Raw genomic sequence first — 22,553 nt, 5'->3', positions numbered from 1 at the left:
AAAGGGTATGTTTAGGTAGCACGAACCCGGGAGGTTCGAGCAATAGGCGTCAATTGACCGAGATATGTGTCGCTTGCATGTCGGCGTCGCGGCGCAATGGCCGGGCGGCGGCTCACGGGTGGCTTATGGGCGCTCACGGGCTTGCGGCGACCCCGCCGGCCGGGGCGCGCATCACCGCGGCGAGATAGGCGAGCGAGGCCTTCGGCGTGCGCGCCAGCGTGGCGAAATCGACATGCACCACGCCGAAGCGCCGGCTGTAGCCCTCCGCCCATTCGAAATTGTCGAGCAGCGACCAGACGTAATAGCCCTTGAGCGCGCAGCCCTCGGCGATCGCCTGCTGGCAGGCGAGGAGATGCGCGCGGAGGAACGCGACCCGCTGCGGGTCCTCCACCACCCCGCCCTTCGGCGCCGGGTCGTCATAGGCGGCGCCGTTCTCGGTGACGAAGCTGGCGGGGTTGCCGTAATCGTCGCGCAGCCGGGCCAGCACCTCGACGAGGCCGTGCGGCTCGATCGGCCAGCCCATGGCGGTCACCTGGGTGCCGGGCGGGTGCGGACCCCAGCCGGCGTCGGCGATGACGCCGTTCGGATCGTCCACCACATGGGCGCGGCCGTAATAGTTCACCCCGAGGAAGTCGACCGGCACCTTGATGGTCTCGAGGTCGCCGTCCCTGATCAGCGGCGCGAAGTCGGGCGCGCTGACCTCGGGATAGCGGCCGTGGAACAGCGGGTCGAGATTGTTGCCGTTCCACGCCGCGTCGAAGCGCACGGCGGCGGCGGCGTCCGAGGGCTTGTCGGTCGCCGGCAGCACCGGCTGCAGCGAGAACACCGTGCCGAGGCCGAGAGCCGGGTGCGACGCCCGCAGCGCGCGGATGGCGGTGCCCTGCGCGAGGTTCATGTGGTGCTGCGCGGCGAGGTAGTTCTTCCAGCCGGTGAGGCCCGGCGCGTGATTGCCGAAGGCATGGCCGAAGATGGCGTGCACCGAGGGCTCGTTCAGCATCGCCCAGCGCGGCACCCGGTCGCCGAGGCGGGCCACCACCAGCTGCGCATAGTCCGCGAAGCGCTGGACGATGTCGCGATCGGTCCAGCCGCCCTTGTCCTGCAGCGCCTGCGGCAGGTCCCAGTGATAGAGGCAGGCGAAGGGCTTCACCCCGCGCGCCAGCAGCCGGTCGGTCAGCCGGTCGTAGAAATCGAGGCCCGGCACGTTGGGGGCGCCGGCGCCGGCGGGCTGGACGCGCGGCCAGGCGATGGAGAAGCGGTAGGAGCCGAAGCCGGCCTGCGCCATCAGCTCCACGTCCTCGGCGAAGCGGTGGTAGTGGTCGCAGGCGACATCGCCGTTGCTGCCGTCCTTGATGCGGCCCGGCTGGTGCGAGAACGTGTCCCAGATCGAGCGCCCGCGCCCGTCCTCGTTCACCGCGCCCTCGATCTGGTAGGACGAGGTCGAGGCGCCCCAGACGAAGCCGGCCGGCAGCTTGGGCTCGGCCACGGCCTGTGCCTGCAGCAGGTCACGCGAAAACGCCGACAGGGCGAGGCCGGCGGGAACGGACAGCAGAAGATCGCGGCGTCGGATCATGAAGCAGCCTTCCGGGACGCTCAGGGAAGCGCGGAACGTAGCAAGACCAGGGCGACCAGCGCTACTGCGCCCTGGAGTACCGTGCCGAGCGAGAACCGCGCCAGCGCGGTGCCGGCATCGAAGCGCCCGGCGCTCGCCACCAGCCAGAACAGCGCGTCGTTGACATGCGCGGCGGTCATCGCGCCGGCGCCGATGGCCAGCGCCGCCAGCGCCCGCCCGGTGGGATCGCCGAGGCCGAGCGGGACGGCGAGCTCCATCATCATGCCGGCGCTGGTGATGGCGGCGACCAGCGAGGAGCCCTGCAGCGTCTTCATCACCGCGGCGACGGCGAAGGGCACGAGCAGCGCCAGCGCGCCCGGCGGACGGCAGGACAGCAGCCGCTCGGCATTCATCTCCGGCATGCCGGTTTCCTGCGCGATCTTCGACAGCCCGCCGGCGACGCCGATGAGGATGATCAGCCCGGCGGCGGCCGCCAGCCCACGGCCGGCCCAGCCCTTCTCGCCGAAGGCGTTCTCTTCCCAATGCCAGCTGAGCGCCAGCATCAGCGCCACGCCGGCCAGCAGCAGCACCGGCGGGCGGCCCAGCGCCAGCAGGAATTCGCGGTTGGAGCCGCCGCCGAGCGGTTCGGAGGCGATGTCGCCGAGCGACTGGACGACGAGCAGCGCGACGAGGCCGATGCCGACCGCGATCAGCGCCAGCGCCGCGCGCCGCGGCGCATGCAGGCTCGCCCCGCTCATCGCCTGCGTGCCGTCATCGGCCACCGGCAGGCCGGAGGCGGCGGCGCGGGCGAACAGCGTGCCGGCAAGCACGACCACGAGCGCCACCGGCATTCCATAGGTGAGGACCAGCGACCAGTCGGCGCCGAGGATGGTGGCGCTCGCCAGCATCACCGGGGCCGGCAGCAGCAGCCCGTGCGCGCCGGAAAGCGCGAGGCCCAGCACCAGCACCGCGCGCGGGCTGCCGCTGACCGCCCGGCGCAGCGGCGAGAGCACGGCGAAGGCGGCGGCCGGCGTCGAGGCGATGCCGGCGACGAGGCCCACGAGCGCCAGCGGCACCGAGCGGCTGCGCCAGCCGCGCGCCTTCTCCCTGATGAAGGCGGTGGCGCCGGCGGCGTCGGCAATGGAGGCGATAAAGGCCGCCGTCAGCACGGTGAGGCCGAGCCCGCTCACCGCCTGCGAGAAGCCGAGGCCGAACGCCTTGGCGAAATGGCTGGTCGACATGCCCGCCGCCGCGCCGAAGCCGGCACTGGCGATGACGAGCGCCAGGGGCGGCAGCACCCGCCCGCGCGCCGTGAGCGCGATGACGAGGACGATGGCGACGAGGAAGAAGGCGGCCTGCTGAAGCGAGACGGGCGGAAGCGACATGAGCGGGAGAAGCCGGGGCGATGCGGAGGGACGCCCTGGATTAGCCCGCGCGGGCGGCGCTGTCACCTCAACTCATCGCATTGCAGCATGCCGGCGGCGCGCGACGCCCCGCTCGCCGGTCGTCGCCGCGGCTGGCGTCGATCGGGTGATGTTCACCCGTCGGGAAATGCTCTAGCTTCCCGCGCATGATCCGCTGCGCCGTCGTTCTTCTTGCCGCCCTCGTTGCGCTCGCCGCGCCGGCTTCCGCCCAGGATGCCGTGCCGGACGCGCGCGCCCCGGCCGTCGCGGCGCCCGGCTTCGTGCGCGCCGAGGGCACCCGCTTCGTCAACCCGGACGGGTCCACCTTTCCCATCAAGGGCATGAGCTTCGGCAACTGGCTGCTGCCGGAAGGCTACATGTTCAAGTTCAAGGTGCAGCGCTCGCCGCGCGAGATCGAGGACGTGATCGACTACCTCGCCGGCCCGGAGGAGGCGGCGCGGTTCTGGCGCGATTTCCGCGACGTCTATATCGGCGAGGACGACCTCGCCTTCATGCAGGCGGCCGGCTTCACCACCGTGCGCATCCCGCTGCACTGGAAGTTCTTCATGGACCCCGCCGACCCCGCGCGGGTCGACCCGGACGGCGAGGGCTGGGCGCTGATCGACCGCGCCATCGGCTGGGCCAGGGCGCACGACATCAAGGTGATCCTCGACATCCACGCCGCGCCGGGCGGGCAGACCGGGGTGAACCATGACGACGGCGTCGGCTACCCGCTGACCTTCTACGTGCCGGAATTCCGTCGCCGCACCGTCGCGCTGTGGCAGGCGATCGCCGCGCGCTACCGCGACGAGACCGCGGTGCTGGCCTATGACCTGCTCAACGAGCCGATCTCGCCCTATCACGACACGGATTATCTCAATCCGCGCCTCGAACCCTTCTATGCCGAGATCACGCAGGCGATCCGCGCCGTGGACCCGAACCACCCGGTGATCCTGGCGGCGGCGCAGTGGAGCACCAATTTCGGCGTGTTCGGCCCGCCCTTCACTCGGAATGTCGGCTACACCTACCACAAGTTCTGGGCCAGCCCGGAGCGGCGCGAGGTGCAGGACTACGTCAACTTCGCCAATCGCTGGGGGGTGCCGATCTTCCTCGGCGAGACCGGCGAGCTCACCGACGAGTGGAACGCCAAATATCGGGCGATGAACGAGACATTCGGCATCGGCTGGAGCTTCTGGACCTTCAAGAACCTCGATTCCCGCTCCACCGTGGTGTCGATCAGGAAGCCCGAGGGCTGGGACGCCATCGCCGCCTTCGGCTCGGTGCCGCGCGCGCAATGGGACGGGATGCCGAAGCCCTCGCGCGAGGCGGTGGCGGCGACCCTGCGCGCCTATATCGACAATGCCCGCTTCGCCAATGCCGAGGTCAATCGCGGCTACGTCGCCTCGCTGGGGCTGAACGCGCCCTGAGGCGGCTCAGCCGTTCACCTTGCCCAGCGTCTCCACCAGCTCGGTGATCTTGCGGCGCTGCTCGTCCGGGTCGCCGGAGGCGATGGCGTGCTCGACGCAATGGGCGACGTGGTCGCGCAGCACCTCTTCCTCCACCCGCTTCAGCGCCGCCCGCACCGCCGCCACCTGGGTGACGATGTCGATGCAATAGCGGTTGTCCTCGACCATGCGCGAGAGGCCGCGCACCTGGCCCTCGATGCGGCTGAGGCGTTTCAGGCAGGCACTGCGGGTCTCGTTCTGCATGCTTGTCATATACCCTTGGGGGGTATATATCGCAAGCATGTTCGATACCCTGAGGGGGTATAAGGAGGGTGCCATGGCTGACAGCGATCCCGTTCAAGCGGCTCACGGGCACGCAGCTCACGGGCACGGCGAGGGCAAGTCGTGCTGCGGCGGGCATCAGGATCATGACCATGCCGCCGCGCCTGCCCATCCGCACGATCACGCACATGATGCGCACGCCCATGACGCGCACGCCCATCGCGCCGCCCCGGCCGCCCACATGGCGAAGGACCCGGTCTGCGGCATGGATGTCGACCCGCACACCGCGACGCTGAAGGCGGACCACAACGGCGTCACCTATTATTTCTGCGCGCCGGGCTGCCGCACCAAGTTCATCGCCGACCCGCAGAAATATCTCGGCGACAAGGCGCCGGCCGAGCCGGTGCCGGAGGGCACCGAATATACCTGCCCGATGCACCCGGAGATCCGCCAGATCGGACCCGGCTCCTGCCCGATCTGCGGCATGGCGCTGGAGCCGATGCTGGTCAGCCTCGACGACGGGCCGAACCATGAACTGATCGACATGACGCGGCGCTTCTGGATCGGCCTCGCGTTGGCCGTGCCGGTCTTGGCGCTGGAAATGGGTGGGCACCTGATCCCGGCGCTGCACCATCTGGTGCCGCCGGACGTGTCGAACTGGCTGCAGCTGGCGCTCGCCACCCCGGTGGTGCTGTGGGCCGGCTGGCCGTTCTTCCAGCGCGGCTGGCAGTCGCTGGTCACCCGCAACCTCAACATGTTCACGCTGATCGCGCTCGGCACCGGCGTCGCCTGGCTCTACAGCGTGGTCGCCGTGCTGGCCCCCGGTCTGTTCCCAGCCGCCTTCCGCGCCGCCGACGGCACGGTGGCGGTGTATTTCGAGGCGGCGGCGGTGATCACCGTGCTGGTGCTGCTCGGGCAGGTGCTGGAACTGCGCGCCCGCGAGCAGACCTCCGGCGCGCTGAAGGCGTTGCTCGACCTTGCGCCCAAGACTGCGCGACGCCTGAACGCCGACGGTTCCGAGGAGGAGATCGCGCTCGACGCCATCGCCGTCGGCGACCGGCTGCGGGTGCGGCCCGGCGAGAAGGTGCCGGTCGACGGCACGGTGGCGGAGGGGCGCTCGGCCATCGACGAATCCCTCGTCACCGGCGAATCCATGCCGGTTACCAAGGATGTCGGCGACGGCCTGATCGGCGGCACGCTCAACCGCTCCGGCGGCCTGACCATGGTGGCGACCAAGGTCGGGCGCGACACCATGCTGGCGCGCATCGTGCAGATGGTGGCGGAGGCTCAACGGTCCCGCGCGCCGATCCAGCGCCTCGCCGACCGCGTCGCCGGCTGGTTCGTGCCGCTGGTGGTTCTGTGCGCGCTGGTCGCCTTCGCCGCCTGGGCGATGTTCGGGCCGGACCCGAAATTCGCCCATGGCCTGATCGCGGCGGTGGCGGTGCTGATCATCGCCTGCCCCTGCGCGCTCGGGCTGGCGACGCCGATGTCGATCATGGTCGGGGTCGGGCGCGGGGCGCAGATGGGCGTGCTGATCAAGAATGCCGAGGCGCTGGAGCGGCTCGCCGCCGTCGATACGCTGGTGGTCGACAAGACCGGCACCCTCACCGAAGGCCGGCCGAGCCTCATCGCCATCGAGCCGGCGGAGGGCTTCGACGCGGAGGGCGCGCTGCGGCTCGCCGCCGCCGTCGAGGCGCCGTCCGAGCATCCGCTGGCGCACGCGATCATGGAGGCGGCGAAGGCACGCGGCATCGAGGTTCCCAAGGTGCGCGGCTTCGATTCGCCGGTCGGCAGGGGCGCCTATGGCCTGGTGGAGGGCAAGCGGGTGATGATCGGCTCGGCCGGCTTCCTGAAAGAGAACGGCATCGACGTCGCGCCGCTCGCCGCCCGCGCCGACGAACTGCGCGCCGACGGGGCGAGCGCGATCTATCTCGCGGTGAACGGCAAGCCGGCCGCCATCCTCGCCATCGCCGACGCGGTGAAGGCGACCACGCCGGATGCCCTGAAGGCGCTGGCGGCCGACGGGGTGCGCGTGGTCATGCTCACCGGCGACAACCGCACCACCGCGCAGGCGGTGGCGAGGCGGCTGGGCATTGCCGAGGTCGAGGCGGAGGTGTCGCCGGAGGACAAGGCCGAGGTGATCGCCCGGCTGAAGAAGGAAGGCCGCGTCGTCGCCATGGCCGGCGACGGGGTGAACGACGCCCCGGCGCTGGCGGGCGCCGATGTCGGCATCGCCATGGGCCACGGCACCGACGTCGCCATCGAGAGCGCCGGGGTGACGCTGCTCAAGGGCGACCTGATGGGCATCGTGCGGGCGCGGCGGCTGTCGGCGGCGACCATGGCGAACATCCGGCAGAACCTGTTCTTCGCCTTCGTCTACAACGCCGCCGGCGTGCCGATCGCGGCGGGCGTGCTCTATCCCGCGTTCGGCCTGCTGCTGTCGCCGATGGTGGCGGCGCTTGCCATGTCGCTCTCCTCGGTGAGCGTCATCGCCAATGCGCTGCGGCTCAGGGCGGCGCGGCTGTGAAGACCTCGGCTATCCTTCAGGCGTCGCCCTTGTAGCGCGGAAATGCCCTACGTATAGTTGGCAAGGATAGTGTTCCAGTGGTGTGGAGCGGCATATGGGTTCGCGATCTTTGACCGTCTTTACGGAAGGCGGTCTGGGTAATCGCATGAGAACACTGCTTGGCGCGCTCACCCTGGCAAAAATGCAGAAGAGGACGTTTACCTATATCTGGCCGATGAACGAGAAGTTCAGCGCCCATATCTGCGATGTGTGGGACTTCCGCTACCAGTGCGTCAGCAATGCTTTCAGCTGGAAGGACCGCAATGCCCACCTGAAATTCCATGATGAGAATCTTGCCGATCTGGATTCGGTCGATCTCGAGGACCAGGTCTGGATCAAGACCTTGCGCGAGATGCGTCATCCGCTGCTCAGGACCGGCTGGCGCAAGGAGTTCCGCGCCCTGAAGCCGCTTCCCGAGGTCGAGCGCCGGGTGCGCGAGACATGGAGCAAGGGGCTCGGTGCCGCCCCTTATGTCGGCATGATGATCCGGGCGCACCAGGCGCCCGCGCTCACCCTGCAGCATTCGCCGGTCGAATGGTATCTCGGCCGGATGCAGGAGCTCGTCGAGCGGTTTCCCGGCATCGGCTTCTTCCTCAGCACGGATTCGCCCGAGGCTCGGGAAGCCGTCCAGCAGCGCTTCGATCGCGTCATCGTCCAGGACGACAAGGGCGTGTTCAATGCGCCGGTCGGTCTCCAGGCCGCCGTCGCGGATCTCTACCTGCTGGCATCCGCGTCGTTCGTGCTTCAGCCCTACTGGTCGAGTTTCCCGGAAATGGCTCGGGCGCTGGCCGATCGCCGGGTGCAGTTCGTGCACGCCATGTCGCAGGAAGATGCCGCCGCCGCCCGCTTCGATCTGCCGCCGCCGGCCGATCCGCTGCGTCCCTCGATCAGGGCATGAGCAGGCAGGGTGTGAGCGGGCAGGGCATGAGCAGGCAGGGTGTGAGCGGGCAGGGTGTGAACAGGCCATCGCGGTGCGTTGCCGCCATGGCCTGCCACGTCTCTTCGCCGCGGGCCGCCCCGCCGACTATTCCGCGGCGGCGCGGAACGGCGCCGGGGTCTCCACCGGCATGTCGGCGGCGATCTTCTCGGCGACCAGATGCGCGGTCACCGCCGACAGCGTCCAGCCGAGATGGCCGTGGCCGGTATTGTAGAACACGCCCGGCAGCTTGCCGGCGCCGACGCGCGGCAGCATGCTCGGCAGCATCGGCCGCAGGCCGGCCCACGGCACCACGCGGCTGGTGTTCACGTCCGGGAACAGCCGGCGGGTCCAGTCGACCAGCGGGCGCACGCGGTCGTCGCGGATGTCGCGGTTCTCGCCGTTGAACTCGGCGGTGCCGGCGACGCGGAAACGCTCCTTGCCGAGGCGGCTGGTGACGATCTTGGTCTTGTCGTCGAGCAGGCTGACCCAGGGCGCGCCGTTCTGGCTCGCCTCGTCGTCGAGCATGACGGTGATCGAATAGCCCTTCACCGGATAGATGTTGACCCGGTCGCCCAGCGCGGCGGCGATGTCGCGCGAGCCGACGCCGGCGCAGACCACCACGCCGTCGAAGGACAGCGTCTGGTGGGTGACGAGGCCGCTCTCGTCGGAGGCGGCGATCGCGAAGGCGATGTCGATCCCGGTTCCGGCGTGGCCCTTGCCGGTGTGCTTCACGCTCTCCACCGTCGCCTCGTTGACGAAGGTCACGCCGAGCCGCTTGCAGGCATCGGCGAGGCCGCGGGTGAACTTGTGGATGTCGCCGGTGGAGTCGGAGGGGGTGAAGTAGCCGCCGAAATAGGTGCCGTGCAGCGTCGGCTCGATGGCGCGCATCTCATCCGGCGTCACCGCCCGGCGCTCAAGCCCGCCCTCGGCGTACATCTTGCTGATGCGGCCGGCGCCCTCGAAGCTCGCCTTGTCGCGGTAGATGTGGAGGATGCCGCGCTTCTCGAGATTGAAGTCGATCTTCTCGCGCTCGGCCATCTCGAACATGTGGTGGCGCGCCTGGATGGCGAGGCGGGTGGTCTCCACCGTGTTGGCGCGGTAGTTCGGGATATTGGCGAGGAACTCGGCCATCCAGCTGTATTTGTGCCAGGAGGGCATGGGGTTCATCAGCAGCGGCGCGTCCGGCTTGAGCATCCACTTGATGCCCTTGAGCACGGTCGCCCAGGAATTCCACACCTCGGCATTGGAAGCCGAAAGCTGGCCGCCATTGGCGAACGAGGTCTCCATCGCCGGATAGCGCTGGCGATCGATGACGGTGACGTCATAGCCCTTGCGGACCAGGGAATAGGCGGTGGTGATGCCGGTGATGCCGGCGCCGATGACGGCGAAGCTGCGCATGGGGCTCTCCCGCGCTTGAGGACGACGAGGCTGGAACGCACATGCCTGGCTGGCACATTGGCGTTTCGGCCGGCTGTCCCCAATCTGTCGCGGATACCTGAGAGCTCGCCCCGAGACCGACGGCAACAAACCGTCACCTTCCCGGGCTTCCCCTTCGGTGGGCGACTGGCGCGCATCAAGGAAGCGCCGCCGCCTCTCTCCAGATTGTCCTCACCATGCGGTCCTTTTGCCTGAGAGTTTCCTGGGGGGTTGCTCCGTCGGCGCCGGCACGCGTCCTTGCCGCATATCCGAAAACATGCGGCTCGGGAGGACTGTCGATCTCTCCCGCATGGTCATTAGCAGACACCTATATGCATCGCACAAACGCATGCCCAATTCAAGGGCAGGGCGGCGACATTCGCTCCCCGACCAAGGGATGAGACGGGTTCAGACCACGGTGATCGCGTCCAGCCCGAGGTCGAGCACCGGGGCGCTGTGGGTGATCCAGCCGACCGAGATCAGGTCGACCCCGCTCGCCGCCACCGCGCCGATGCTCGCCGCCGAGATGCGGCCGGAGGCTTCGGTGATCGCGCGGCCGCCGACCATCCTCACCGCCTGCGCCAGCGTCGTCGGGTCCATGTTGTCGAGCAGCACCGCGTCGACGCCGGCCGCCATCGCCTCCTCCAGCTGGGCGAGCGTGTCGACCTCGACCTCGATCTTCACCAGGTGGCCGGCATGCGCCTTCGCGCGGGCGATGGCGGTGGCGACGCCGCCGGCCACCGCGATGTGGTTGTCCTTTATCAGCACCGCGTCGTCGAGGCCGAAGCGGTGGTTGGAGCCGCCGCCGGCCTTCACCGCGTGCTTCTCCAGGGCGCGCAGGCCCGGCGTGGTCTTGCGGGTGCACACGACCTGCGCCTTGCCATGGGCGCGGGCGACCGCCACCAGCGAGGCGGTGGCGGTGGCGATGCCGGACAGGTGGCTGGCGAAGTTCAGCGCCACCCGCTCGCCCGTCAGGATGGAGCGCGCCGAGCCTTCGAGCCGCAGCGCCACGTCGCCCGGCGCCACCGCGCTGCCGTCGCCCCGCACCGCCTCGACGGACAGCGCCGGGTCGATCAGCTCGAAGGCGAGGCGGGCGACGTCGATGCCGGCCAGCACGCCGTTCTGCCGGCTGGCGATGACGGCGGAGAAGCGGACGTCTTCCGGGATCACCGCATCGGTGGTGATGTCGCCGGCACGGCCGAGATCTTCCAGGAAGGCGGCGCGCACCAGCGGCTCGATCATCAGGCGCGGCAGCGGGGAGAGGGCAGCGGACATGTGGGCGTCTCTGGTATCGGCCGGACGGCTATGGCGTCGGAGGCGCAGGGGAGATCAGGCGACCCGCCGCTCGGCGGCGTGCCCGCCGGCGGCGACGGCGCTCAGGGTCTCGGCGAGGGTGGTGCGGCCGTGGCGGGCATGGCCCTGCGGGTGCGGATGGTCGGCGCGGAAATGGCCGCCGCGGCTCTCGGTGCGCTCCAGCGCCGCCTGCGCCACCATCAGCGCGACCAGCGCCGCATCGTCGTCCGGCCCCGCCTCGGCGAGGGTGCGCACCGCCTCGACGAGGCCGCCGGCCTCGCGCACCACGCCGACATGCCGGTCCATCAGCGCCCGCAATGCGGGGGTGGGCGAGGGCGGGGCGGCAAGCGGCGTCGCGGCCGCCGGCTCCGGCCTGCCGGCGGTGCCGGTCGTCGCGATATCGGTGGCGATCCACCCGGCATAGGCGAGGGCTTCCAGCAGCGAGTTGCTGGCGAGCCGGTTGGCGCCGTGCAGGCCGGTGGAGGCAACCTCGCCGCAGGCCCACAGGCCGGGCAGGCTGGTGCGGCCGGCGCCGTCCACCTCGACGCCGCCCATGTGGTAATGCGCCGCCGGGCGCACCGGGATCGGCGCCGCCGCCGGGTCGAGGCCGTTGGCGCGGCACAGCGCGACGACGCCGGGAAAGCGGCGTTCGACATCCTTCAGCCGCGCGTCGAGCACCACGCGGCCGCCGCGGGCGATCTCAGCGAAGATGGCGCGGGCCACCACGTCGCGCGGGGCGAGCTCGGCGCCGGGAATGTCGGCCATGAAGCGCTCGCCGCGCTCGTTGAACAGGCGCGCGCCTTCGCCGCGCAGCGCCTCGGTGGCGAGCGGCATAGGGTCGGCGCCGCAGGTGATGGCGGTGGGGTGGAACTGCACGAATTCCATGTCGCGCATCACCGCGCCCGCGCGGGCCGCCAGTGCCAGCCCCGAGCCGGTGGCGCCGAGCGGATTGGTGGTCGAGGCGTAGAGCGCGCCGAGGCCGCCGGTCGCCAGCACCACCGCGCGGGCGGCGAGCTCGGTGGTCCCGCCGCGTGCGTCGCGCAGCGCGACGCCGGCGATGCGGCCCTGCGCGTCGGCGAGCAACGCGGTGGCGCGGGCGCCTTCGAGAACCGTGATCGCCGAGGAGCCGCGCACCGCCGCGACGAGGGTCTCCAGCACCGCCCGGCCGGTGCCGTCGCCGGCGGCATGGACGATGCGCCGGCGCGCATGCGCGGCCTCCAGCCCCAGCGCTATGCGCCCGTCCGCCTCGCGGTCGAACGGGGTGCCGAGCCCGACCAGCCAGTCGACGGCGGCCGGCCCGGCGCCGGCCACCCGGCGCGCCACCTCCGGCTCGGACAGCCCGGCGCCGGCCTTGAGCGTGTCGATGGCGTGCAGGTCCGGCCGGTCGTCGTCGCCGATCGCCGCGGCGATGCCGCCCTGCGCCCAGAAGGTCGCGGCGCCGTGGAGACCGCCATTCGCGCCGGGCAGGCCGGCGATCAGCAGGGTGACGGGCAGGTCGAGGGCGGCGAGGCGCAGCGCGGTCGCCAGCCCGGCGACGCCGCCGCCGATGACGACGGTGCGATCCGGGGATATGTGCATGTCGCCCCTCCTGGAGCGTTCTCGAACCAAGCAGGATCCGGCCGGCCGGGCCGCGACGCGGCCGGCCGGCGAAGGAGCGCGGGCGCTAGCGGATGGCGATCATGCGTTCGACGGCGGCGCGGGCGCGCCCGGCGATCGCCGGATCGATCTCGACCTGCGGCCCCATGGTCTCCAGCGCCCGGCGGATATTGCCGAGCGTGATGCGCCGCATGTGCGGGCAGAGATTGCACGGGCGCACGAACTCGACGTCCGGGTGATTCACCGCCACATTGTCGGCCATCGAGCATTCGGTGATCAGCACCACCCGGCCCGGCTTGTGGCTGCCGACATAATTGGCCATGTCGGCGGTGGAGCCGGCATAGTCGGCTTCCGCCACCACCTCCGGCGGGCATTCGGGATGCGCCAGCACCACGAGGCCGGGATGGTTCTCGCGCAGGTCGCGGATGTCCTGCGGGGTGAAGCGCTCATGCACCTCGCAATGGCCCTTCCAGGCGATCAGCTCCAGCTCCGGCACTTCCTTCTGCACGTTCTGGGCGAGATACTCGTCCGGCAGCATCAGGATGCGGTTCACGCCATATTCGCGGGCGACGTGGCGCACCACCTTCACCGCATTGCCGGAGGTGCAGCAATAGTCGCTCTCGGCCTTCACGTCGGCCGAGGTGTTCACGTAGGTGACCACCGGCACGCCGGGATAGTGCTGGCGCAGCAGGCGGATATCGGCGCCGGTGATGGATTCGGCGAGCGAGCAGCCGGCCCTGGCGTCGGGGATCAGCACCGTCTTCGACGGGTTGAGCAGCTTGGCCGTCTCGGCCATGAAATGCACGCCGGCCATGACGATGACGTCGGCCTCGACATTCACCGCCTCGCGGGCCAGCGCCAGGCTGTCGCCGACGATGTCGGCCACGGTGTTGAAGATTTCCGGCGCCTGGTAGTTGTGGCCGAGGATGACGGCGTTGCGCTCGCGCTTCAGCCGCTCGATCGCCGCGATCTCGCGGGCATGGAGCGGCCATTCGGCCGGGGTGACGTGGCGCGCGACGCGGGCATAGAGATGCGGCAGCGGCAGCCGCGCGTGCTCGTCGTCGCCGTCCGGCCGATAGGGCTGGAAGGCGGCGGGGACGGGCCCGGCAGGGACGGGCGCGGCGGAGTCGGGATTCTGCACGTCACGGGCGGCGATGGCGGTATCGAGCATCGCGACCTCCCTTATGCTCGAATTGAGTATATCCAGGGCCAAGAAGAACCGGGCCAATGGCCCGGCTTTCCGTTCCTGAGTTGGCTTATGCTAAGACTGAGTATAAGTCGTTGTCAACAGCCCGTCACAAATCGATCCATGCCGCTTTCGCACCGGCAGCGGACGGGCCGTCGGCGAGCGGCGCCGGCGCGGGGGGCACTAGCGGCATTCCCGCCGAATGTCGTGTATTGGGGGGAGCGCCGCCCCCTCCAGGGGCCTTGCAGGAGCCTTGCATGACCGCGTTCACGCCGCCCTTTCCCTCGCAGAGCGACTGGATGTCGGCCATCGCACCGGCGGATGGCAGGGTGGTGGTCATCACCCGCACCCGCGACCGGCCGCTGCTGCTGGCGCGGGCGCTGGCGAGCGTGCTCGGCCAGAGCCATGCCGACTGGCACCTGTTCCTGGTCAATGACGGCGGCGATGCCGGGGCGGTCGAGGCGCTGGTCGCGCCGCGGCGCGCCGCCTTCGCCGGGCGGCTGACGGTGATCCACAACCCGGTCAGCCTCGGCATGGAGGGAGCCTCGAACCGGGCGCTCGAACAGGCCGACGGCGCCTTCGTGGTGGTGCATGACGACGACGACGCCTGGCACCCGGATTTCCTCCGGCAGACCGTGGCCTTCCTCTCCCGCGAGGAGAACCGCCGCTATGCCGCGGTCACCACGCGGATCACCTGCGTCTACGAGCGGCTGGAGCCGGACCGGGTGGTCGAGCTCAGCCGCGCCCCGTGGAGCGACTGGCGGCCGCATGTCGAAGGCGGCCATCTGCTGGCGCGCAACGTCATCGTGCCGATCGCCTTCCTCATCCGCATGGCGGTGGTGCGGCAGATCGGCGCGTATAACGACCAGCTGCCGGTGCTGGGCGACTGGGACTACAACCTGCGCATCTTCGCGGTCGGCGATATCGGCACGCTCGACGAGCCGCTGGCCTGTTACCACCTGCGGCCGGATGCGACCGGCTCCTATGGCAACTCGGTCGAGGCCGGGCGCCCGCTGCACAACCGCTATGGCGCGCTCTACCGCAACGCGCTGCTGCGCGCCCATCTCGACGCCGACCCCGCGGCGGCCGGGTCGCTGATGACGCTGCTGAAGGTGATCGGCGACAACCAGGCCGAGCTGATGCGCCGGCTCGACGCCATCGAGGCCAGGCTCGCCGCGCCGCAGGAGCCCGCGCCGGCACCGGAGCCTCGGCCGGAGCCCGTGGCGCCGACGGCGCGAGGCTGGTGGCGGCGCATCGTCGGCGGGGGATGACCGCGCCCCCATCCGCCCCCATGGGCGGCCTACTGCATGATCAGTCCGCCATCGACGGCATACTGGCTGCCGGTGACATAGGAGGCGTCGTCCGACAGCAGGAACAGCGCGACGGCGGCGGCTTCCTCCGCGGTGCCGGCGCGGCGCAGCGGCACCTGGCCGACGACGAAATCCTCGAAGCCCGCGCGCGCCTCCTCCGGCAGGAAATGCCGGAAATTGGTCTCGATCGGCCCCGGCACCAGCACGTTGACGCGGATGTCGCGGGGCGCCAGCGCGCTCGCCCAGCTGCGCGCCATGGCGATCGCCGCGCCCTTGGTGGCGGCATAGAGGCTGGTCGCCGCCGCCCCCTCATAGGCCGAGCTCGATGCGGTGACGACCACCGAGGCGCCGCGCGCGAGCAGCGGCGACAGCCGGGCGAGCTGGAGCATCGGGCCGCGCACATTGGCGGCCATCATGCGGTCGAAGGCCGCGGCCGTCACCTCCTCCACCGGGCCGATCTCGGCATAGGCGGCGTTGAGCCACAGCCCGTCGAGGCCGCCCATGGCGTCCGCGGCCCCGGCGAGGGCGGCGACGGCGGCCGGGTCGGCGGCGTCGTTGTCGAGCACCGGCGTACCGGCCGGCAATTCGCCCGCGGCGGCGGCAAGGCGGGCGGCATTGCGCCCGGTGACGGCCACGCGGCCGCCCTCGGCGACGATGCGGCGGGCGCCCGCAAGGCCCATGCCGCTGGTGCCGCCGGTGATGAGGATGCGCTTTCCGTCGAAACGGGCCATGTCGAGGCGGGCCAAGTCGAAACGGGCTATGTCGAGGCGGGCCATGTCGTTTGCTTTCGGGTCGGGAATGAGGGGAGGCTCAGCGCCGCCCGCCGCCGCCGGGCAGGCGCACGCCGGGCGCCGGGCGCTCCAATAGCACCTCGCGGCGGAAGCGCACGAGGCGCGCCGGCCGCCCGCCGGTCTCGGAGGTGGCCTCGCCGGTCTCCTCGACGAGGCGCTGCTGCTCGATCAGCCGGCGGAAATTGCCCTTGTGCAGCAACACACCCGACAGCGCCTCGACGGTGCGCTGCAGCTGCAGCAGGGTGAAGCTCGGCGGCATCAGCTCGAACACCACCGGGCGGTACTTGATCTTGCCGCGCAGCCGGGCGATGGCGAGCGCCAGCATGCGCCGATGGTCGACCGTCATCTCGACGCCGGCCGCCGGCGGGGCGCCGCGCTCGGAGCCGTGCTCGCGCAGCGCTTCCGCCACCAGCCCGGCCTCGTAGAGCAGCTCGTAGCGCTCCAGCACCCGCTCCTCGTTCCAGCCGGCGCCCTGCGGGCCGCCGAAGCTCAGGGCGATGCGCTCGGCCCGCATGTCGGCGAGCCGCGGCTCGGCCGCCGCCGCCCAGGCGCGCAGCCCGTGCAGCAGCGTGTCGAGCACCGCCGGGCGGCCGTCGCGCCAGTCCTCCCAGGGGAAATAGCGGTACCAGCTCTGCCAGGAGGCATCGGCGTCGCCGGCCGGGCGCGCCTCGCGCACCAGGGCGAGATAGGCGAGCGAGAGCGAGCGGCGGGCATTTTCGCCGCGGTCGCGGTCGCCGAACGTGTAGAGCTGCTCGACATGGCCGAGATGCTGCAGCGTCTGGCGCTCCACCCAGCTGCGCAGGCCGGTTTCCAGCGTGCGGTGGCCGCGCTCCAGCGGGCCGGAGGGCAGGCCTTCACGCGTATCGCCTTCGCGCGCATCGCCGTGGCGGATGGCAAGCACCTTGGGATCCTCGCCGGTGACGGCGAAGATCACCGCGCTCAGCTCGATGCCGAGCTCGTTGTCCTGCTCGGCGGCGGGCGGGGCGATGATCTGGGAGGAGGCGCTGGGCGTGGCGCTGGGCATGGCGCTGGACATGGGACTCCGTGCGGGGCGGACGCTCCCTTATGAATAGCATGCTTGCGCCCCGGCGGCGGCGATGGCATGCCCGTTCCCACGCAAAAGGTGAGGAAAGCGATGATGAAGACCGTGCAGCTTCCCGGCGGAGAGCGCGTTTCGGCGCTCGGCATCGGCACCTGGATGATGGGCGAGCGGGCCGCCGCCCGCCGCGAGGAGATCGAATCGGTGCGCCTCGGCGTCGAGCTCGGCATGAAGCTGGTCGATACCGCCGAAATGTATGGCGAGGGCGCCTGCGAGAGCTTCCTCGGCGAGGCGCTGGCGGGGTTGCGCGAAAAGGTGTTCCTGGTCAGCAAGGTCTATCCGCACAATGCCAGCCGCGCCGGCGTCATCGCCGCCTGCGAGCGCAGCCTCAAGCGGCTGAACACCGACCGGCTCGACCTCTACCTGCTGCACTGGCGCGGCGGCGTGCCGCTGGCCGAGACCATCATCGGCTTCGAGCACCTGAAGACGGCGGGCAAGATCCGCCATTGGGGCGTCTCCAATTTCGATACCGACGACATGAACGAATTGTGGGGCACGCCCGGCGGCGAGAGCTGCGTGGTCAACCAGGTGCTCTACAACCTCACCCGCCGCGGGCCGGAATGGGACCTGCTGCCCTGGCTGCAGGAGCACGAGCTGCCGCTGATGGCCTATAGCCCGATCGAGCAGGGGCGCATCAAGACCGGCGGCGCTCTCGCCGGGATCGCCGCGAAGCACGGGGCGAAGCCCTTCCAGGTCGCGCTGGCCTGGGCGCTGCGCGACCCCGGCAACATCGTCATCCCCAAGGCGTCGAAGCCGGCGCATATGCGCGAGAACGCCGCCGCGCGCGACATCGCCCTCGACGCCGACGACCTCGCCGCGCTCGATGCCGCCTTCCCGCCGCCGAGCCGCCGGCGCTCGCTGGAAATGCTGTGACGACCATGGACCGCCTGCCGCCCGGAGGACCGTCCTCTCCGGGCCCGGCCCGGCCATCCCCGGCTTTGGCCGATGCAGGCGTGGATGCCGGGGCCCGGCCCGGCCATGACGGCGTGACGAGGCGGGAGGCGCGCGCCTCCATCGTCCTCGATCGCGTCACCCTCGCCCGCGGTGGGCGCACGGTGCTGGCGGACGTGTCGCTGACGCTGCCCGAGCGGCGCATCGGCCTCATCGGCGCCAACGGCTCCGGCAAGAGCTCGCTGGTGCGGCTGCTGAACGGGCTGCTGCTGCCCGACGAGGGGCGGGTGGAGGTGCGCGGGCTCGATGCGCGCGAGCACGCGGCCGACCTGCCGCGCACGGTCGGCTTCATCTTCCAGAACCCGGATCACCAGATCATCTTCCCGACCGTCGCCGAGGAGATCGCCTTCAGCCTCGAACAGGCCGGGCATCCCCGCCGCGTCGCGCGGGAGGAGGCGAGGGCGGTGCTCGCCCGCTACCGGCGCGCGGACTGGGCGGATCGGCCGGTGCATGCGCTGTCGGAGGGCGAGAAGCAGCTCCTGTGCATCATCGCCGTGCTGGTGATGCAGCCGCAGGTGCTGGTGCTCGACGAGCCGTTCTCCAGCCTCGACCTCACCACGCGGCGGCGGCTGGAGGCGATGGTCGCGGCCCTGCCGCAGCAGGTGATCCTCGTCGCCCACGAGCTCGATGCCTTCGAGGGCTACGACCGGGTGGTCTGGCTGCATGAGGGCCGGGTGCGCCAGGACGGGCCGCCGGCGCAGGTGGTCGGCGCCTATCGCGCCTTCGCCGAGGCGGCGGCGCAGACCGCCATCGCCGGGGACGCCATCGCCGGGGATGCGCCGTGATCTCGCTCTACCTGCCCGAGCGCAGCTGGGCGCATGGCGTGTCGGCAGGCTGGAAGCTCGCGGTGCTGGCGCTGGTCAGCCTGCTCGTCACCCCGTTCGACAGCATGGCGCTGATGGCCGGCCTGCTGGCGGCGGTGCTGGCGCTCTATGCCAGCCTCGGCCGGGCGGCGCTGCGGCAGATCGCGCTGCTGCGCCCGCTGGTGCCGCTGCTCGTGATCCTGCTCGCCCTGCACGCCTGGAGCGGCAGCGTCGCGATCGGCGTCGCGATGTGCCTGCGGCTGCTGGCGATGATCCTGCTCGCCAATGCGGTGACCATGACCACCCGCATGGACGACATGATGGACGCGGTCGAGCCGATCCTGAAGCCGCTCGCCCTGTTCGGCCTCTCGCCGCGGGCGCTGGCGCTGATGGTGGCGATGATGCTGCGCTTCGTGCCGCTGCTGTTCGCGCTGTGGGAGGCGCTGAACGAAAGCCATCGGGCGCGTTCCGGCAAGCGCGGCGGCTGGCGCCTGCTCGCGCCCTTCTGTATTCAGACGCTGCGACTGTCCCACCATACCGCCGAGGCGCTCAGCGCGCGCGGCGGCGCCCCGAAAGGAAACCGCCGATGAAGGATCGCTCGCTCGTGCAGATCGCGCTCTATGCCGCGATCTTCGCCGTGCTGGGGCTGTTGCCCAAATTCGACCTGCCCGTCGCCGGCGGCGTGCCGATCACCGCGCAGAGCATGGGCGCGATGCTGGCGGGCGTGATGCTCGGCGCCCGGCGCGGGGCGCTCGCCATGCTGCTGGTGCTGTTCGTGGTGGCGCTCGGCGCGCCCTTGCTCGCCGGCGGGCGCGGCGGCCTCGGCGTGTTCTTCACCCCCTCGGCCGGCTTCATCTTCGGCTGGGTGGCGGCGGCCTTCGTCGCCGGCTGGCTGATGGGCGTGCTGCGCAACCACGCGGTGTTCGCCTCGGCGCTGATCGCCTCGGTGATCGGCGGCATCGTGGTGCTCTATGCCTTCGGCATCGTCGGCATGGCGCTGAAGACCAACCTGTCGCTCATCGATGCCGCCAAGGCGTGCCTGATCTTCATTCCCGGCGACGCCATCAAGGCGGTGCTGACCGCGCTGGTCGCGCAGACGGTGGCGCGCGGCATGCCCGAGGCGCTGCTCTCGCGCACCCGCTGAACGTGGCCGCCGCTCCCGGCGCCTCGGATGAAGCGGCGGCGGGCGCTGCTCTCGCGCACCCGCTGAGCGTGGCCGCCGCTCGCGGCGTCTCGGATGAAGCGGTAGCGGGCGCTGCTCTCGCGCCCGCGCCGAACGCGACGGGCATCGTCGGCGGCGGGCTCGCGGCGCTGGCGCGGCAGGCGCCGGGGCGCCTCGCGCTGGTGTGCGGCGGCGAGAATGTGTCCCGCGCGGCCTTCGCCGACGCCGTCTCCCGCCGCGCCCGCGACATCGCCCGGCGCACCCCGCCGGGCGCGGGAGTGGCGCTCGCCATGGGCAACGCGCCGGCACTGGTCGCGGCTTTCTTCGGCTGCGCGGTGAGCGGCCGGCAGGCGCTGGTCTACGATGCCGGCTGGCCGGCGCCCTATCACGCCGCCATCGACGCGGCGCTGCGCCCCGACCTCACCGTCGCGGACGAGGCGGAGCCGGCGGATGAGACGGCCGATGCCCCGCCGCTGCCGAGCCCGGACGCGCCCTTCTATGTCGGCTTCACCTCCGGCTCGACCGGCCTGCCCAAGGGCTATCGCCGCGCGCACCGCTCCTGGATCGACAGCTTCGCCGTCAGCGAGGCGGCATTCGGCCTGTCGCCCGACGACGTGATCCTGGCGCCCGGCGGCCTGGCGGCCTCGCTGCATCTCTATGGAATCGTCCACGCGCTGCATATCGGCGCCACCGCGGTGATGATGCGGCATTTCCATCCGCGCCGGGCGCTGGAGGCGATCGCGCGCCATGGCGTCACCGCGCTCTACGCGACGCCGACGCAGCTGCAGATGCTCACCGACGCCGCCACCGACGCCGGGGCGGTCTGTCCCGGCCTGCGGCTGATCCTGGTCAGCGGCGCCAAATGGCGTGCCGAGACCCGCGCGGCGGTGGCCGCCTGCTTCCCCCATGCCGGCCTCGCCGAGTTCTACGGCGCCTCGGAGATGAGCTTCATCACCTTGACCCGGCCGGGCGAGGCGGTGCCGCCGGGCTCGGTCGGCCGCGCCGCGCCGGGCGTCGACCTGCGCATCCGCGACCCGGCCGGCCGCGACCTGCCGGCGGGCGACACCGGCACCATCTGGGTGGCGAGCACCATGCTGTTCGACGGCTATGCCTGCGGCGGCGGCGAGGAGACGCGGCGCGACGGCGCCTTCCTCAGCATCGGCGATCACGGGAGGCTCGACGACGCGGGCTTCCTCACCCTTGCCGGGCGCGAGAAGCGGATGCTGGTGACATCCGGCCTCAACGTCTACCCGGAGGAGGTCGAGGCGGTGCTGGTTGCCGCGCCGGGGGTGGAGGAGGCGGCGGTGTTCGGCCTTCCCGACCCGCTGCGCGGCGTCGAGCTGGTGGCGGTGCTGCGCGGGCCGGGGAGGGCGGACGAGGCGGCCCTGCGCGCCCATTGCCGGCGCTTCCTGCCCGCCGCCAAGCTGCCGCGCCGGTTCCTGTGGCTGGAGGACTGGCCGCGCACCTCCGGCGGCAAAGTCGACCTGCTGGCGCTGCAGCGCCTCGTCGACGAGAGCGGCGAGGGCGGCGGGCGATGAGCGGCGCCTTCCTCGTCGCCGCCCGGCGCACCGCCGTCGCCCCGCGCGGCGGCGCCTTCGCGCGGATCGAGGCGCATGACCTCGCCGCGCCGGTGCTCGCCGCCTGCCTCGAAGCGGCGGGGCTCGGTGCCGCGAGGCTCGATCAGGTCATCCTCGGCAACGCGCTGTCCGGCGGCGGCAATGTCGCCCGCCTCGCCGCGCTGGCCGCCGGCATTCCCGAGCGCGTGCCGGCGCTGAGCCTCGATACGCAATGCTGCTCGGGGCTCGACGCCATCCTCCTCGCCGCGCGCCTCGTCGAGGCCGGGGCGGCGCAGGCGGTGCTGGCCGGCGGCGTCGAGAGCTTCAGCCGCGCGCCGCTGCGCGCCCGCCGCCCGCGCGAGCCGGGCGAGGCGCCGGCCTTCTACCGGCGCCCGGCCTTCGCGCCGTGGCCGGAACGCGACCCGGACCCGGTGGAGGCGATGGCGGCGCTGGCGGCGCGGATGGGTTTCAGTCGTCATGACCAAAGCGTCATTTCGGCCGGCAGCCACCGCAAGGCGCTCGCCGCGCGCGAGCGGATGCGGAGCGAGATCGTGCCGCTCGCCGGCCTCGACCATGACGCTTTCACCCGCGAGCTGACGCTCCGCCTGTCGCTGCGCGCGCCGGTGGTCGCCGGGCAGGGCGGCCATGCCCTCGACGCCACCGGGCTGGCGGTCGAGGCGGATGCGGCGGCGGCGGTGCTGGTGGTCGGCGAGGACCTGTGCAAGGCGCTCGGGCGCCCCGCCTGCCGCGTCGTCGCCGGAGCCTCGGCCGGCGGGCCGCCGGAGCAGCCCTTCGCGGCCGTGCTGCCGGCGGTGGCGCGGGCGATGGAGGACGTGCGGGAGCGATCCCTCTCAGACCTTGCCGTCGTCGAGATGATGGAATCGTCGGCCGTGCAGTTCGCGGCCAATCTGCGCGACCTCGGCCTCGATGCGGGGCGGGTGAACCGCGGCGGCGGCGCGCTCGCGCGGGGGCATCCGATCGGCGCCTCGGGCGCGATCCTCGCCGTCCGGCTGTTCCACGAACTGGTCGGGACGACCGCCGGACCTGCCGTCCCGATGCCCCGGAACCCCCTCGGCCTCGCCGCCATCGCCGCGGCGGGCGGGCTCGGCAGCGCGCTATTGTTGCAGCGCAGCTAAGGGTTTGTTTGCGACCGACGCGCCCGATGGTGCAGGATCGCCGCGAATCCTCGCCGAGCGTGCCGGTCGCGCTCGGGTGGTCCGCGGGGC

At 71.5% G+C, this 22,553-nt stretch carries 19 protein-coding genes and 2 riboswitches; of the genes, 10 read left to right on the top strand and 9 right to left on the bottom strand.

Translation table 11 applies throughout. The annotated features are described in order from the left end of the window. Positions 1-133: 133 nt before the first annotated feature. Together AC1RU4_RS05090 and AC1RU4_RS05085 are read right to left on the bottom strand one after the other, a co-directional pair. Positions 134-1,570: a GH1 family beta-glucosidase gene (locus AC1RU4_RS05090; protein ID WP_492889942.1), complete on the bottom strand. Its 1,437-nt coding sequence runs from the start codon at positions 1,568-1,570 to the stop codon at positions 134-136. A 20-nt stretch (positions 1,571-1,590) separates the two neighbouring features. After that, positions 1,591-2,934 carry a GntT/GntP/DsdX family permease gene (locus AC1RU4_RS05085; protein ID WP_492889941.1) on the bottom strand — a complete coding sequence of 448 codons (1,344 nt, stop codon included), beginning with the start codon at positions 2,932-2,934 and terminating at the stop codon, positions 1,591-1,593. 185 nt (positions 2,935-3,119) lie between these two features. Here AC1RU4_RS05085 and AC1RU4_RS05080 point away from each other — a divergent pair, with 185 nt between their 5' ends. Further along, the gene (locus AC1RU4_RS05080; RefSeq protein WP_492889940.1) at positions 3,120-4,379 is read left to right on the top strand and encodes a glycoside hydrolase family 5 protein; all 1,260 of its coding nucleotides are present in this window, start codon (positions 3,120-3,122) and stop codon (positions 4,377-4,379) included. Positions 4,380-4,385: 6 nt separating this feature from the next. Here the strand turns inward: AC1RU4_RS05080 and AC1RU4_RS05075 are convergent, their stop codons facing one another. Then, positions 4,386-4,661, bottom strand: a complete 276-nt coding sequence (locus AC1RU4_RS05075; RefSeq protein WP_492889939.1) for a metal-sensitive transcriptional regulator — start codon at positions 4,659-4,661, stop codon at positions 4,386-4,388. 73 nt (positions 4,662-4,734) lie between these two features. On the opposite strand from AC1RU4_RS05075, the gene AC1RU4_RS05070 reads away from it, so the two are divergent. Both AC1RU4_RS05070 and AC1RU4_RS05065 read left to right on the top strand, forming a co-directional pair. Continuing rightward, positions 4,735-7,206: a heavy metal translocating P-type ATPase gene (locus AC1RU4_RS05070; protein ID WP_492889938.1), complete on the top strand. Its 2,472-nt coding sequence runs from the start codon at positions 4,735-4,737 to the stop codon at positions 7,204-7,206. 145 nt (positions 7,207-7,351) lie between these two features. Continuing rightward, entirely contained in the window at positions 7,352-8,143 is a 792-nt protein-coding gene (locus AC1RU4_RS05065; RefSeq protein WP_492889937.1) for an O-fucosyltransferase family protein, read from the top strand. 126 nt (positions 8,144-8,269) lie between these two features. Here the strand turns inward: AC1RU4_RS05065 and AC1RU4_RS05060 are convergent, their stop codons facing one another. The 4 genes from AC1RU4_RS05060 to nadA all read right to left on the bottom strand — a co-directional run bounded on the left by AC1RU4_RS05060 (position 8,270) and on the right by nadA (position 13,640). After that, positions 8,270-9,562, bottom strand: a complete 1,293-nt coding sequence (locus AC1RU4_RS05060) for a D-amino acid dehydrogenase (protein ID WP_492889936.1) — start codon at positions 9,560-9,562, stop codon at positions 8,270-8,272. A 76-nt stretch (positions 9,563-9,638) separates the two neighbouring features. Continuing rightward, positions 9,639-9,770: riboswitch (glycine riboswitch) on the bottom strand. Beyond that, a riboswitch (glycine riboswitch) is annotated at positions 9,771-9,899 on the bottom strand. It abuts the riboswitch before it with no gap. An 89-nt stretch (positions 9,900-9,988) separates the two neighbouring features. Next, complete coding sequence (nadC, locus tag AC1RU4_RS05055; RefSeq protein ID WP_492889935.1) at positions 9,989-10,855, bottom strand: carboxylating nicotinate-nucleotide diphosphorylase; 867 nt, start codon at positions 10,853-10,855, stop codon at positions 9,989-9,991. 54 nt (positions 10,856-10,909) lie between these two features. After that, positions 10,910-12,451 carry an L-aspartate oxidase gene (locus AC1RU4_RS05050; RefSeq protein WP_492889934.1) on the bottom strand — a complete coding sequence of 514 codons (1,542 nt, stop codon included), beginning with the start codon at positions 12,449-12,451 and terminating at the stop codon, positions 10,910-10,912. An 85-nt stretch (positions 12,452-12,536) separates the two neighbouring features. Then, entirely contained in the window at positions 12,537-13,640 is a 1,104-nt protein-coding gene (nadA, locus tag AC1RU4_RS05045) for a quinolinate synthase NadA (protein WP_492889933.1), read from the bottom strand. 272 nt (positions 13,641-13,912) lie between these two features. On the opposite strand from nadA, the gene AC1RU4_RS05040 reads away from it, so the two are divergent. After that, the gene (locus tag AC1RU4_RS05040; RefSeq protein ID WP_492889932.1) at positions 13,913-14,926 is read left to right on the top strand and encodes a glycosyltransferase family 2 protein; all 1,014 of its coding nucleotides are present in this window, start codon (positions 13,913-13,915) and stop codon (positions 14,924-14,926) included. A 29-nt stretch (positions 14,927-14,955) separates the two neighbouring features. On the opposite strand, the gene AC1RU4_RS05035 is transcribed toward AC1RU4_RS05040, so the two are convergent. Beyond that, a complete protein-coding gene (locus tag AC1RU4_RS05035; RefSeq protein ID WP_492889931.1) occupies positions 14,956-15,741 on the bottom strand; it encodes an SDR family oxidoreductase in 786 nt (261 codons plus the stop codon). A 34-nt stretch (positions 15,742-15,775) separates the two neighbouring features. Further along, entirely contained in the window at positions 15,776-16,792 is a 1,017-nt protein-coding gene (locus AC1RU4_RS05030) for an NUDIX hydrolase (RefSeq protein ID WP_492889930.1), read from the bottom strand. 102 nt (positions 16,793-16,894) lie between these two features. Between AC1RU4_RS05030 and AC1RU4_RS05025 the strand changes: the two genes are divergently transcribed. The 6 genes from AC1RU4_RS05025 (at position 16,895) to AC1RU4_RS05000 (ending at position 22,463) form a co-directional block, all read left to right on the top strand. Beyond that, complete coding sequence (locus tag AC1RU4_RS05025) at positions 16,895-17,728, top strand: aldo/keto reductase (RefSeq protein WP_492889929.1); 834 nt, start codon at positions 16,895-16,897, stop codon at positions 17,726-17,728. A gap of 80 nt (positions 17,729-17,808) precedes the next feature. Beyond that, a complete protein-coding gene (locus tag AC1RU4_RS05020; RefSeq protein ID WP_492889928.1) occupies positions 17,809-18,591 on the top strand; it encodes an energy-coupling factor ABC transporter ATP-binding protein in 783 nt (260 codons plus the stop codon). Continuing rightward, positions 18,588-19,199, top strand: a complete 612-nt coding sequence (locus tag AC1RU4_RS05015; protein WP_492889927.1) for an energy-coupling factor transporter transmembrane component T family protein — start codon at positions 18,588-18,590, stop codon at positions 19,197-19,199. Before AC1RU4_RS05020 ends, AC1RU4_RS05015 begins: the two co-directional genes overlap by 4 nt. Next, the gene (locus AC1RU4_RS05010; RefSeq protein ID WP_492889926.1) at positions 19,196-19,753 is read left to right on the top strand and encodes a biotin transporter BioY; all 558 of its coding nucleotides are present in this window, start codon (positions 19,196-19,198) and stop codon (positions 19,751-19,753) included. Before AC1RU4_RS05015 ends, AC1RU4_RS05010 begins: the two co-directional genes overlap by 4 nt. 2 nt (positions 19,754-19,755) lie before the next feature. Continuing rightward, positions 19,756-21,309, top strand: coding sequence for an AMP-binding protein (locus AC1RU4_RS05005; RefSeq protein WP_492889925.1), 1,554 nt, complete (start codon positions 19,756-19,758; stop codon positions 21,307-21,309). Next, positions 21,306-22,463 (top strand): thiolase family protein, encoded by a 1,158-nt coding sequence (locus AC1RU4_RS05000; RefSeq protein WP_492889924.1) that lies wholly within the window; start codon positions 21,306-21,308, stop codon positions 22,461-22,463. The genes AC1RU4_RS05005 and AC1RU4_RS05000 overlap by 4 nt, the downstream gene beginning before the upstream one ends. The last annotated feature ends 90 nt before the right edge of the window (positions 22,464-22,553 follow it).

The organism is Ancylobacter sp. GW821-FHT10E12, assembly GCF_058809335.1.
This window is presented reverse-complemented; position numbering and strand designations above follow the sequence as displayed.

What these genes read in the sequence shown, in the direction of transcription:
- AC1RU4_RS05080 (WP_492889940.1), top strand. Translation starts at nt 3,120, where the DNA reads ATGATCCGCTGCGCCGTCGTTCTTCTTGCCGCCCTCGTTGCGCTCGCC.
- AC1RU4_RS05030 (WP_492889930.1), bottom strand. Translation starts at nt 16,792, where the DNA reads ATGTCCAGCGCCATGCCCAGCGCCACGCCCAGCGCCTCCTCCCAGATC.
- AC1RU4_RS05090 (WP_492889942.1), bottom strand. Translation starts at nt 1,570, where the DNA reads ATGATCCGACGCCGCGATCTTCTGCTGTCCGTTCCCGCCGGCCTCGCC.
- AC1RU4_RS05085 (WP_492889941.1), bottom strand. Translation starts at nt 2,934, where the DNA reads ATGTCGCTTCCGCCCGTCTCGCTTCAGCAGGCCGCCTTCTTCCTCGTC.
- AC1RU4_RS05050 (WP_492889934.1), bottom strand. Translation starts at nt 12,451, where the DNA reads ATGCACATATCCCCGGATCGCACCGTCGTCATCGGCGGCGGCGTCGCC.
- AC1RU4_RS05040 (WP_492889932.1), top strand. Translation starts at nt 13,913, where the DNA reads ATGACCGCGTTCACGCCGCCCTTTCCCTCGCAGAGCGACTGGATGTCG.
- AC1RU4_RS05075 (WP_492889939.1), bottom strand. Translation starts at nt 4,661, where the DNA reads ATGCAGAACGAGACCCGCAGTGCCTGCCTGAAACGCCTCAGCCGCATC.
- AC1RU4_RS05025 (WP_492889929.1), top strand. Translation starts at nt 16,895, where the DNA reads ATGAAGACCGTGCAGCTTCCCGGCGGAGAGCGCGTTTCGGCGCTCGGC.
- nadC (WP_492889935.1), bottom strand. Translation starts at nt 10,855, where the DNA reads ATGTCCGCTGCCCTCTCCCCGCTGCCGCGCCTGATGATCGAGCCGCTG.
- AC1RU4_RS05010 (WP_492889926.1), top strand. Translation starts at nt 19,196, where the DNA reads ATGAAGGATCGCTCGCTCGTGCAGATCGCGCTCTATGCCGCGATCTTC.
- AC1RU4_RS05035 (WP_492889931.1), bottom strand. Translation starts at nt 15,741, where the DNA reads ATGGCCCGCCTCGACATAGCCCGTTTCGACTTGGCCCGCCTCGACATG.
- nadA (WP_492889933.1), bottom strand. Translation starts at nt 13,640, where the DNA reads ATGCTCGATACCGCCATCGCCGCCCGTGACGTGCAGAATCCCGACTCC.
- AC1RU4_RS05065 (WP_492889937.1), top strand. Translation starts at nt 7,352, where the DNA reads ATGAGAACACTGCTTGGCGCGCTCACCCTGGCAAAAATGCAGAAGAGG.
- AC1RU4_RS05070 (WP_492889938.1), top strand. Translation starts at nt 4,735, where the DNA reads ATGGCTGACAGCGATCCCGTTCAAGCGGCTCACGGGCACGCAGCTCAC.
- AC1RU4_RS05060 (WP_492889936.1), bottom strand. Translation starts at nt 9,562, where the DNA reads ATGCGCAGCTTCGCCGTCATCGGCGCCGGCATCACCGGCATCACCACC.
- AC1RU4_RS05000 (WP_492889924.1), top strand. Translation starts at nt 21,306, where the DNA reads ATGAGCGGCGCCTTCCTCGTCGCCGCCCGGCGCACCGCCGTCGCCCCG.